The following is a 10,524-nucleotide window of genomic DNA, read 5'->3' as shown; positions in this document are numbered from 1 at the left end:
ATACAGTAAAGGTAATTTTTAGAACCTGCCTATATTCGTTGGTTTTGAGGGCTTATTTGGCCTTGCCGAACAGCTCGTCGAGCATCGTGTAGAAGGCGGGGTCTTCGCCAACGATGGTCTTTACGATTTTACCATCGGGACCAACCAGAATCTTTGTGGGGAATCCTTGGATGGCATAGTTGGCTAAAAGCTTGCTTTCGCGTGGGTTGTACACGTTCAGCCAAGGCAACTCGTGTTTCTTAACGGCAGCTTTCCACTTCTCGGGCGTGTCGTTGCAGTCGATGCCCAGTATCTCAAACTTGCCTTTGTACTTTTGGTAATACTCCTTCATCTTTGGGAAACCCTTGATGCAATATCCGCACCACGAACCCCAGAAGTCGAGAACAACGTACTTACCTTTAAGGCTCGACATTTTGAAAGGCTTGCCATTGAGGTTGTTCAGCGTGAAGTCGGGAGCAACAACGCCAGCAGCCTGTGCCTTAGCAGCCTTCTCGTCGGCCTCTTTTTGTTTCTTCATCCCATTGATGCTGGCCATGTAGAAATCTTTCATGCGGCCTTCTCTAACTGCGGGTGACATCAAGCTGGCAGCCTCTTCCATCTCTTCCAACTTCGAAAGACTGGTTACGATAATGGCGTTTGCCTCGTAATCGGGGTGCGCTTTGATGAAGTCTTTGTACGCCACGCCGGCCTTAGCTTGCAGTGCAGGCGCCTTTTCCTGATACTCTTTCATCAGGTCTTCTTGCTTTTCGCCCTTTTCCATGCGTTCGTTAAGCGACTTGATGAGCGCATCCAACTCCGAGTTTGAGTTTTCAAGAGCGTTTTTCAGCTCGGCAAACTCCTTGTAGAACTTAGAGCCGTCGTAAGTATATTTGCCGTCTGCATCGCCGTTTAGCACAAGTGTTTCTCCCGGAACGCCCACAAAAGTGAGGTATTGGCGCGATTGTCCCCTAACGGCATCGGGCGTTGCCACGGTCAAATCGGATACCTTTGCGAGTTTAACGGTAAAGTCGAACGCACCGTTTTTCATCACGCAAGTATCGCGAGGACTGGGGTTATGCCCTGGTTCGGCGACAAAAAGGATTAGCGAGTCGCCGAAGTTTTTCAGCGTACCCTTCACTTTCAACACGCCTTCCGTGGGGTTGGCAGCGTTGGCAGTGAGCATAGCGGCCGTTGTTAAGACGGTAGTTAGTATTCTTTTCATTGTTTTAAGTATGTGTATTTGGTGTCAATTTATTACGCAAAAATACATTAAGAAAATGGTTTTTCACCGCATTTTACATTTTTTATCTCATAAAATAGGTGTTTTTAATATGGCGAGGTGTACTTAGTGGGTGATTTTTAGCGCATACCATCAGTTAAATTATATCTTAAACGGATGAAATGTTCGGCGAAATGGCTAACTTTGCACATTATTATAATAATATAAACGAACAGAAATGATTAATTCGCAAGAAATCAAGATTGGCACATGCATCCGTCTTGACAACCAAATTTTCACTTGTATCGACTTTCAACACGTTAAACCCGGTAAGGGAAACACCGTGATGCGTACCAAGTTGAAGAACGTTACCACGGGTCGTGTGCTCGATCGTACATTCCAGGTTGGCTTTAAACTGGAAGATGTTCGCATTGAGCGTCGTCCCTATCAATATTTATATAAGGACGGCGAAGAATACATCTTCATGAACCAAGAGACTTTCGAGCAAGCCCCCATTGCCAAAGATGCCATCACGGGTGTTGAGTTTATGAAAGAGAACGATGTGGTGGAAGTTGTTACCGATACCACTGATGGAACCGTTTTGTTTGCTGAAATGCCCGTGAAAACGGTGTTGCGCATTACCCACAGCGAGCCTGGCATCAAGGGCGATACGGCTACCAACGCCACAAAACCTGCCACTTTGGAAACGGGTGTGGTGGTACGCGTACCCCTCTTTATCAACGAAGGCGAACTGATTCAGGTTGACACGCGCGACGGGTCGTACCTGCAAAGAGTGAAAGAATAAGACAATAAGGCCCGATGCTCACCTCCAACATGTTTCGTTGGAGGTGGGGTAGGCCTTTTTCGCCACACTGCTACGAAAGCCACAAACCTAACTTCGCACCACGCCTAAAACATGCCGCCAAATGAAATACTCGTTTATCGTACCCGTTTTTAACCGTCCCGATGAGGTGGACGAACTGCTAGAAAGCCTTACCCGACAAACCATAACCGACTTTGAAGTGATTGTGGTTGAAGACGGGTCGGCCGTTCCTTGCCACGATGTATGCGAGAAATACCGCGGCTTGCTCAACCTACATTATTATTATAAGGAGAACTCTGGCCCTGGGCAGAGCCGTAACTACGGCGTTGAAAGGGCCAAAGGCGACTATGTGTTGATACTAGACAGCGACGTTGTGGTGCCGTCTGGCTACCTGCAAGCCGTGGAAGACGAACTGAACGCCAACGATGCCGATGCCTTTGGCGGCCCCGATGCTGCCCATCCGTCGTTTACGCCCAAGCAAAAAGCCATTTCTTACTCGATGACTGCTTTCTTAACGACGGGCGGAATACGCGGTGGAAAGAAGAAAATGGACAAGTTTTACCCGCGTTCGTTCAACATGGGCGTGCGGCGCAGTGCGTATTCGCAGCTTGGAGGGTTCTCGAAGATGCGCTTTGGCGAAGACATCGACCTCTCGATACGTATCTTTAAGGCGCAACTTCGTTGTCGTTTGTTTCCCGATGCGTGGGTGTGGCACAAGCGGCGTACGGATTTTCGCAAGTTCTTCCGTCAGGTTTACAACAGCGGCATCGCCCGAATTAACCTCTATAAGAAATATCCCGAATCGCTAAAACTGGTGCATCTGTTGCCTATGGTGTTCACCTTAGGGGTTATTTTGCTTGCTGGCGTGGCCTTGGTAGGCGTTGTTGCATGGCTGTTAGGCTGTGTGGTGTTGGGCCAATGGCTCGTTATAGCCGGTGTTTCGCCCCTATTGGTTTACTCGTTGGCCCTTTTCGTGCATGCGCTTACCATGTTTGGCAGCCTATATATCGCCTTGCTTAGCGTGGCGGCAGCCTTTACTCAGCTGCTGGGCTATGGGTTTGGGTTCTTGCAAGCATGGTGGCGACGCTGTGTTAAGGGCAAAGATGAGTTCAGTGCCTTTGAAAAAACGTTTTATAAGTAAGTTGTAAGTAGTAAAGGGAGTAAAGTAGTAAGCGAGGATGAGCAGTTAAGCAAGAATGCCTAGATACCATAAATACAACTAGGTGGCCTAGATTACTTAGAACAATTAAAAAAGTCTAGAACAACAAGATTGCCCAGAAACTCTAGGATAACTAGATTGCCTAGAACAACCAAGCATCCAAGTTAATGGGCGTTAGCCATTTTTTTCACCTTTTCACCCTTTCACCTTTTCACCTTTAAAAACCTTAATCATGAAAATCATTGATTTGGCGGAAGAAGACCGCCCGCGAGAGAAAATGGCGCGCATTGGCGCCGAAAACCTAACCAATTCCGAACTTTTGGCCATCCTTATTGGGTCGGGTTCGGTGAACGAATCTGCTGTTGATTTGATGAAACGCATGCTCAACGACTGTGGCAACAGCCTAAAACGCCTTGGCCGACTTTCGTTTAACGAGCTGATGAACTATCGCGGAATTGGCGAGGCCAAGGCCGTTACCATCATGGCGGCATGCGAATTGGGCAAGCGTAGACAGCAAGAGCAGGCCGAAGAAAGGCAAGACCTTGGTTCGGCAACGGCCATCTACAACTTTATGCACACCCGAATGCAAGACCTCGACGTGGAAGAGGCGTGGGCTTTGCTGATGAATCAGAACTACAAATTGATTAAGGCGTTTCGTATTTCGCATGGCGGCATCAGCGAAACAGCCGTTGACGTGCGTGTTGTTATGCGCGAGGCCCTGCTTAACAACACCACCATTCTGGCGCTTTGCCATAATCATCCCAGCAATAACACGTCGCCTAGCACGGCCGACGACCGACTAACACAAACCGTAAAGAAGGCTTGCGAAACGATGCGCATCCATTTTCTAGACCACATCATCATTACCGATGGGCGTTATTACAGCTATCACGAGGAAGGAAGGCTTGTGTAAAAGGGATAGTTATTAGCTGGACTGGTCCAACTGGTCCAACTGGTTCGACTGGTCCGACAGGTCTGATAAGCCCGGCAGGTCTAACTAGTCCGACAAGCCACGATCAGCATTTCTTCTCCACTTTTACGGCTGCGATTCGCCTTCCACATACTGTTCCATAAACATGTGCTCGCCATCGAACACGGCATAAGTGAATTGCCAAATCCAATCGCCGAGTATCATCATGCGCGTTTTCTTCGACAGCATCAGGTCGAGTTCGATGTGGCGATGCCCATACAGAAAGAAGTCGATGTTGTTGTGGTCCTTCATATAAGCCTTGGTGTACAGCACAAGATACTCCTTATCTTCGCCCATGTAAGGCGGTTCTTTGCCTTCGGCACGTTTCATTCGGCTATGTTTGGCCCAATTAAGACCGAGAGCCATGCCCCAACGCGGGTGCAAAGCATTGAAAAGCACTTGGCAAAAGCGGTTGTGAAACACCTTCCGCAACAGCTTAAACGAATTGTTGGGGTCGCCCAGCCCATCGCCGTGCGCTAGGTAGAACACCTTTCCGTATATCTCTGTTGTAAGTGGTTTCTTATGAACAATCAGTCCGCACTCATCTTCCAGGTAGCCGTATGTCCAAAGGTCGTGGTTTCCCACGAAGAAATGCACCTCAACGCCCATGTCCGTCAGTTCGGATAGCTTGCCTAAGAAACGCGTATAGCCCTTGGGCACCACCATCTTGTACTCGTTCCAGAAGTCGAAGAGGTCGCCAAGCAAATAAATAGCCTCGGCTTTGTGCTTGATGCTGTCCAAAAAACGCACAATTCTCCGCTCGTGCATGCGGCCATGTTCGATGGCCAACGAGCCGAGATGCGCGTCCGAAAGAAAATAAACATTCTTCATAACCAAGGGTTTTGGCGGTCTTTGCTTATTCAAATCCCAGTTCCACGCGTGCCTCGTAGCTCATCATGCTTTGGTCCCACGCGGGTTCGAACACCAATTCGATGTTCGCAGAGGTAACACCTTCGATGTTTTCCACCTTTGTGCGCACGTCTTCGAGAATGAAATCGGCCGCAGGACAGGCTGGCGCAGTGAAGGTCATGTCAAGGTCTAGCGTGCCGTCTTCGTGCAAGTCAACCTTGTAAATCAATCCTAAGTCGTATATGTTAACGGGAATTTCGGGGTCGTAAACCGTTTTCAGCACATCAATAATCCGTTCTTCTATCTTCAATTTCTCTTCTTGTGTCATAGCTATGTCTTTTATTGTTCTACCAACAAAGTTAATGAAAAATATCGAACGGCGACGAAAGCAAAGCGAAAAAATGGTATAATCTGCCGTTAGCGGGTGCGAAAAGATGCACAACCTTTGGCCACTTAGTACTTTACTTGGAAATAATCAAGCCGTGCCTTATAGCTATCTTGTGCCGTTAAGCAGGTGTCGAGGAGATATTCTTTTATGCTTGGCCAGTTGCGAAGACCGCGATAATAAAACATTTTCAACTCGTCGGTGATGATGAAAGGCACAATATGATGGTTAAGACATTCCTTAAACATGATAAGCCTACCAATGCGCCCGTTGCCGTCTTGGAAAGGATGGATGGTTTCAAACCGATGATGAAAGTCGAGAATGTGTGTTAGCGAAACCTCTTTCATTGCTTGGTATTCCTTTAATAACGTGCGCATAGCCTCGCCAACCTTTTGTGGAGCAATTGTTTCGATGCCACCCACCTCGTTAGGCAGCCGCTTATAGTTGCCTGTGGCAAACCACGATTTGGCCGAATCTGATGTGGAACTCTTCAATAAGGCGTGCAAATGCTTAATCATTCGTTCTGTTAAGGGTGCCTTGGCGCGTGAGATAATGAAGTCGACACAGCGAAAGTGGTTGGTGGTTTCCACAATGTCGTCCACCTTGATGGCCTTGTCTGTAAGGCCAATCGTGTTGGTTTCGAAGATGTATCGCGTTTGTTCCTCGGTAAGGCAGCTACCCTCGATGTGGTTAGAATTGTAGGTTAAGGCTATCTGCGTATGGTGGTAGATGCCTCCTTTCATGCCGCATTCCTTCTCTCGCCTAAGCGTTTCGAGCAGTGGCGATATGCTTTCGTTGGCGTTTCTGCGTGTGGGCAGGGTAGCATTGGTGGGTACGCACCACTTTCTTCCAATGCGTTGTGCGCCCAAAATCTTGCCCTGTGCGCAATAGCTGCGCACTGTACGTTCGGCCACGCCATGTGCCTCGGCAAACTCTTTCGTAGAAACAAACTGTATATCTGTTGGCATATTAAACGTTTAAGCTATTGCAAAAATACACATTTTATTGCTGACCACAGCACCAAAGGGCAATTGTTTGCCACTGATTTTCACTCTATGTTGTAAGTTTAAGGCTAGATTGTCCACCTGATGGCGTTGGTCGTGTTCGTCCCCACTGGTGGATGATGGGTGGCAGATAGGTATGGTTTGTGCGGCGTTTTGCCGCAGATGTGATGGGAGCTATTGCCACACATCGTGGGCGTGCACGCTTTGCCAAACCTGCGAAAGGTTTTCTTTTGGGCGATTTGTGTAGGCAATGGGCGGTTGTGTATGGGTGGAAATGTAATGTTTTTAGTAGAGTTTTTAACATTGTGAGTGCCTTTTTAGTCGTCGAGTGGATGACGGGCGGCAAAAAATCGATTCTCGCGAGAGTTGTTTTTGGTGCAAAATGAGGCTTTGTGCATAACTAGCTGTTTGCATGTTTATGTTATGTTAAACGCAATTTTATGCTGAATGGCCGCTGTTTGATGCGAATACCATGCTATTTGCGGCAAAATACACTGCGTTTTGGTGCAAAATAGGCTGCGTTTTGGTGCTAAATGCAGTGCGTTTTGGTGCTAAATGCAAGGCAATTTGCCGCTAAATGCACTGTGATTTGCCCCTAAATGGGAGGCAAAATGTATAAAAATGCTGTGGATGTAGGGGCAAAAAACTTTGCGCGCGATAGAATATGTGTGTAGAAAAGGTGCAAAATGGCAGTAAAAAAGTGGCATTTTAGGGTCAAAAAGCAGGTTTTGGGCGTGAAAAAATGATGAGCTGCCGACAAACTAGCGAGCCAATTTGGTGCTAAATGCAGGTTTTTGCGTCAAAAAAGTGAGGAAGACGAAACCCATTGAGGGGCAAAAACATGCTTTTTACGTGGTTTTGCCCCTCCGTTTTCTCTAAAAGGGCTTGGTTTGGAGGGTGTGTTTTGTAAAATAATTTAACCCGAATGGGGCTAGGCTAGAAATGCTAAGCATAACGCTTGGCAGGCAAGGGCGGGTTTTTCACGTGGGGGTGGGCCATGCAGTGCAGGGCTTAGGGAAAGCGTTGCGCTTTGCATAAAAGGGCTGTTTGCACGCCTTCACCCCGTGTGTAAGGGGATGCCGTGTTTTTAGGCCTTTTGTTTTTGCGCGAGTTCGCAAGCCTGTCTTACTGCTTTGCGTTTAATGCTTCGAGTATCATTGCTTTTAGTTCGGGCTTGTTGGGGGCAGGGGCAGCGAACGATAGTACGCGGCCTTCGCGGTCGATGAGCATAAATCGGGGCACGCCCGTTACGTGATAGTCTACGGCGAAACCCTTGGTCCAGCTGTCGATAAAGATGAGGTTGCCCGATAGGCCGTGCTCTTGAATGAGTTTTTCCCAGCGGTCGCTCTCCGCCCACACGCCAAGGCAGACGCTCATGAATGCGAGATCGGGGTGCGACAATTCTTTTTCCAGTTGCTTGAAATAGGGCATCATGCGGATGCAGGGTGCGCACCACGTGGCCCAGACGTCTATAACAACCACCTTTCCGCGCAAATCGCTCAGCGATAGTGTTGTGCTGTCGGGGCGAATGCCGCGGAAGTCGATGGCGGTTTGTCCCACTTTCGACCAGGCCAATGCTTCTTCGATGGGCTTTAACGCCTGCTGTAACCGCGAGGATAGGGGAGTGTCTCCCCAGGCGCGGAGCAGTGCCGTGTACTTCTCGTCGTAGTTCAGGCCTTGTGCCACTTGGTAGAGATAGGCTTCTCGCAAAGGTTCGCTGGACAAAAGCGACAGACGTTGCCGATAGTCTTCCTTGCCGATGTTTTGCTTTTCGGCAAGGTAATCTGCATAAAGTGCCAACATCTCAGGAGCGTAGGGCAGGCGCAACACGCTTTTGTCGCTAAACAGCTGCTTGTAGTCTTGCAGTGCGGCGGGCGAAATGAAGTTGTCGTCCACGGCATCTAGGTTGTTCTTTCGATAGGAAAGCATGTAGAACGCAAGGTCGGCATCTATTTTCAGTTGCAGCAAGCTGTTCTTGTCTCCCTTGCCATTGGCCTTACGTTTCAAAGCAGCGGCGGTTTGTTTCAGCACTTCCATCTCTTTCAAGAATTGTTGGGGCTTTACCGTCTTTCCCCCTGGCGTGTGGTTATAGAGGTAGGCATGGTAGAACACGGGTGCGCTTTTGGTGGCCCAGAGGGCGAAATCTTTCTCGTGGGCATTGGCGTTTGTAGGCTGCACAACCAAATTGCTGCCATAGTTCACGGCGAGTTGTGCGCCGTCTTTCAGGTATATGGCATGTTTCTGCTTGTTGTCCTTGTCGGTGCTAAGCACATAAAGCCCATTGTAAGGCACAGCCGATTTGAGCACAAACTTCCCCCTGGTAACTTGTGCAGTGGCGCAAAGACTGTCCAATCCGTCGTTGATGGCGTAAAGGCTTACCTTGTTTCCCTGGTCGGGGGCTATTGTTCCGCGAATGACGATGGCTGCATACGATGCGAGGCAGAGGCATGCTGCGGTGAGAACCGTTATTGTTCTTTTCATTGAATGTTTGGAATGATGGGTTTAATTTGCTGTTGTTGCGATAATGTGGCGTTGCTTGTTTGTGCCTTGGGCAAAGCGTTTTGTCTGCCGAGAAAGGAAGTTTCGGCACTTAGAACAGGGTGGAGGTGTAGAAACCGTTTTTGGTTTGGCTCATGAAACAAGCGCGTTTCACCTTGCCCTTACCTTCCAACACCTTGACGGCAGGCTTTACATTGCCCGCCGGCACGGGGTGCAGGTATAGCTTATAATGTCCGTTTTGGGCGGTGGCAATGGCCAGATAGTCGAACCATGTGCTGTCTAAGCCGTAAGGCGCATACTTTAAGAACTCCATGTAAGTAACCTGTTCGCCCGAATTCCAGCTGATGCCTTGTGCCGTTTCGGTGTTGTTGTCGAGGTTGCAGGCGTAAAGGCGGTTGTCTTTGGCATAATAGATGATGCGATTGTTTTGGTTCAGGGCGCGGTGGGTGGCCTGTAACATGTTGAGCGAACCGTCCAACTCTTCGGATTTGCGTATGGGGTTGAGGTCCATCCCATTGGGTTTCCCGTTTAAGGTGAGCAAGAGATATTTGCCCGTGTCTTTGCGTTTGACGATGGCTAAGGCCTCATCGCCTTCGTTGTAGGCCGCAGTGGTGCGCCCACCCATGAAGACAAGATCCATGTTCATGTTCTTTGGAGAAAGCGGCCCGTTGCCGTCTACGAAGTAGTTGATGGCGGGCGAAGTGCGGCTCACGCTGCACAGCGAGCTGTTCTTGGTGTTGAACAGCAGGGGGAGTGCGCGCCCAGAGTGGTGGATGGGCGAGAGATTGTAGTCGCCCAGTGTCTTAAGAACGAACTGTTTATAGATGTCGTACTTTGAGTTGAAGAGCGTGTAAACAAAGTCGCCCACATATACATGCACGTCTGACGGGCCTGCGAACATGTCGCGCACTTCGCGGCGTGCGGGTTCTTCCACAAAGAGTTCTTCATAACCGCGGATTATTTTGCCCGTGAAATAATCTAACACGGCCAAGTCTTTGTTGCTGGCAACGAACACGGCGTTGACGCGTGTGTCGCGTAAGGTGGCGGTGTTGAAGTTCCAATAGTTGATGGTGAAGTAAAGATCTTGTGCCGCTCCTTGCAGATGGTGGCCGTTGGCGGCGTGCACAATGTTGGGCTTGGCTTTCGTTTCCGAGAAGAAATCGATGTCGGCACTGTCGCTCTCGCTTTTCAAAATCCACCATCCCGTGTCCATGTCGGTGGTTACGTATAGGTCGTATTGCTCGTAAGCAAACACGCCCGTGGCCCTGTCTTTGGCGCATAGCCGCAGTTTATAGTTGCCCACGTTCAGGTTCACGTTATAGTCTAGGTCGCGTTGCCGTGAGATGGTGTCGGCCTGTTCGTTCCATGATGCAGCGGCAGGTATCACCATCCAGAAGCAATCGTATTGCCTGTTTTCGGGATAAATCTTGGGTGCGATTTGCAATTTATCGCCCGTAGGGTTAACGGTGTAGGCCTCGTTCACCCCTGTAACGCGAATGTTGATGGGCGGCTGATAGTCGTAGTTGCCGTTGTCTGAGAAACAACTGCCAAGCAAACAAGCCATTGCGAGGGCTGAGAAAATAGCTATATGTTTCATCGTGTTATTGTCTGTGTTGGTTAGATAAAGAGAAAGGTGT

The 10,524-nt window shown here is 49.0% G+C and carries 9 protein-coding genes; 3 read left to right on the top strand and 6 right to left on the bottom strand.

All coding sequences use genetic code 11. The annotated features are described in order from the left end of the window. Positions 1-52: 52 nt before the first annotated feature. The gene (locus tag HMPREF2955_RS07340) at positions 53-1,201 is read right to left on the bottom strand and encodes a TlpA disulfide reductase family protein (RefSeq protein ID WP_070722271.1); all 1,149 of its coding nucleotides are present in this window, start codon (positions 1,199-1,201) and stop codon (positions 53-55) included. Positions 1,202-1,436: 235 nt separating this feature from the next. Between HMPREF2955_RS07340 and efp the strand changes: the two genes are divergently transcribed. The 3 genes from efp (at position 1,437) to radC (ending at position 4,093) form a co-directional block, all read left to right on the top strand. Then, a complete protein-coding gene (gene efp, locus HMPREF2955_RS07335) occupies positions 1,437-2,003 on the top strand; it encodes an elongation factor P (RefSeq protein ID WP_070722269.1) in 567 nt (188 codons plus the stop codon). Between the two features lie 121 nt (positions 2,004-2,124). Further along, positions 2,125-3,162: a glycosyltransferase family 2 protein gene (locus HMPREF2955_RS07330; protein WP_070722268.1), complete on the top strand. Its 1,038-nt coding sequence runs from the start codon at positions 2,125-2,127 to the stop codon at positions 3,160-3,162. Between the two features lie 250 nt (positions 3,163-3,412). Then, positions 3,413-4,093 carry a RadC family protein gene (radC, locus tag HMPREF2955_RS07325; protein WP_070722266.1) on the top strand — a complete coding sequence of 227 codons (681 nt, stop codon included), beginning with the start codon at positions 3,413-3,415 and terminating at the stop codon, positions 4,091-4,093. Positions 4,094-4,216: 123 nt separating this feature from the next. Here radC and HMPREF2955_RS07320 read toward each other — a convergent pair whose 3' ends face one another. The 5 genes from HMPREF2955_RS07320 to HMPREF2955_RS07295 form a co-directional block, all read right to left on the bottom strand. Beyond that, a complete protein-coding gene (locus HMPREF2955_RS07320; RefSeq protein WP_070722264.1) occupies positions 4,217-4,981 on the bottom strand; it encodes a UDP-2,3-diacylglucosamine diphosphatase in 765 nt (254 codons plus the stop codon). A gap of 25 nt (positions 4,982-5,006) precedes the next feature. Continuing rightward, the gene (locus tag HMPREF2955_RS07315; protein WP_070722262.1) at positions 5,007-5,327 is read right to left on the bottom strand and encodes a metal-sulfur cluster assembly factor; all 321 of its coding nucleotides are present in this window, start codon (positions 5,325-5,327) and stop codon (positions 5,007-5,009) included. A 125-nt stretch (positions 5,328-5,452) separates the two neighbouring features. Next, positions 5,453-6,352 (bottom strand): Fic family protein, encoded by a 900-nt coding sequence (locus HMPREF2955_RS07310; protein WP_210401287.1) that lies wholly within the window; start codon positions 6,350-6,352, stop codon positions 5,453-5,455. A 1,161-nt stretch (positions 6,353-7,513) separates the two neighbouring features. Further along, positions 7,514-8,869, bottom strand: a complete 1,356-nt coding sequence (locus HMPREF2955_RS07300; RefSeq protein ID WP_070722258.1) for a TlpA family protein disulfide reductase — start codon at positions 8,867-8,869, stop codon at positions 7,514-7,516. A gap of 109 nt (positions 8,870-8,978) precedes the next feature. Further along, positions 8,979-10,484, bottom strand: a complete 1,506-nt coding sequence (locus HMPREF2955_RS07295) for a PKD-like family lipoprotein (RefSeq protein ID WP_083317656.1) — start codon at positions 10,482-10,484, stop codon at positions 8,979-8,981. Positions 10,485-10,524 lie beyond the last annotated feature (40 nt).

The sequence above is a fragment of the Prevotella sp. HMSC073D09 genome (assembly GCF_001814145.1).
Classification (GTDB): Bacteria; Bacteroidota; Bacteroidia; order Bacteroidales; family Bacteroidaceae; genus Prevotella; species Prevotella conceptionensis.
The sequence above is the reverse complement of the archived record's forward strand: the minus strand, read 5'-3'. Positions and strand labels throughout refer to the sequence as shown.

Coding starts and splice junctions, on each gene's coding strand:
- HMPREF2955_RS07340 (WP_070722271.1), bottom strand. CDS start 1,201: ATGAAAAGAATACTAACTACCGTCTTAACAACGGCCGCTATGCTCACT.
- efp (WP_070722269.1), top strand. CDS start 1,437: ATGATTAATTCGCAAGAAATCAAGATTGGCACATGCATCCGTCTTGAC.
- HMPREF2955_RS07330 (WP_070722268.1), top strand. CDS start 2,125: ATGAAATACTCGTTTATCGTACCCGTTTTTAACCGTCCCGATGAGGTG.
- radC (WP_070722266.1), top strand. CDS start 3,413: ATGAAAATCATTGATTTGGCGGAAGAAGACCGCCCGCGAGAGAAAATG.
- HMPREF2955_RS07320 (WP_070722264.1), bottom strand. CDS start 4,981: ATGAAGAATGTTTATTTTCTTTCGGACGCGCATCTCGGCTCGTTGGCC.
- HMPREF2955_RS07315 (WP_070722262.1), bottom strand. CDS start 5,327: ATGACACAAGAAGAGAAATTGAAGATAGAAGAACGGATTATTGATGTG.
- HMPREF2955_RS07310 (WP_210401287.1), bottom strand. CDS start 6,352: ATGCCAACAGATATACAGTTTGTTTCTACGAAAGAGTTTGCCGAGGCA.
- HMPREF2955_RS07300 (WP_070722258.1), bottom strand. CDS start 8,869: ATGAAAAGAACAATAACGGTTCTCACCGCAGCATGCCTCTGCCTCGCA.
- HMPREF2955_RS07295 (WP_083317656.1), bottom strand. CDS start 10,484: ATGAAACATATAGCTATTTTCTCAGCCCTCGCAATGGCTTGTTTGCTT.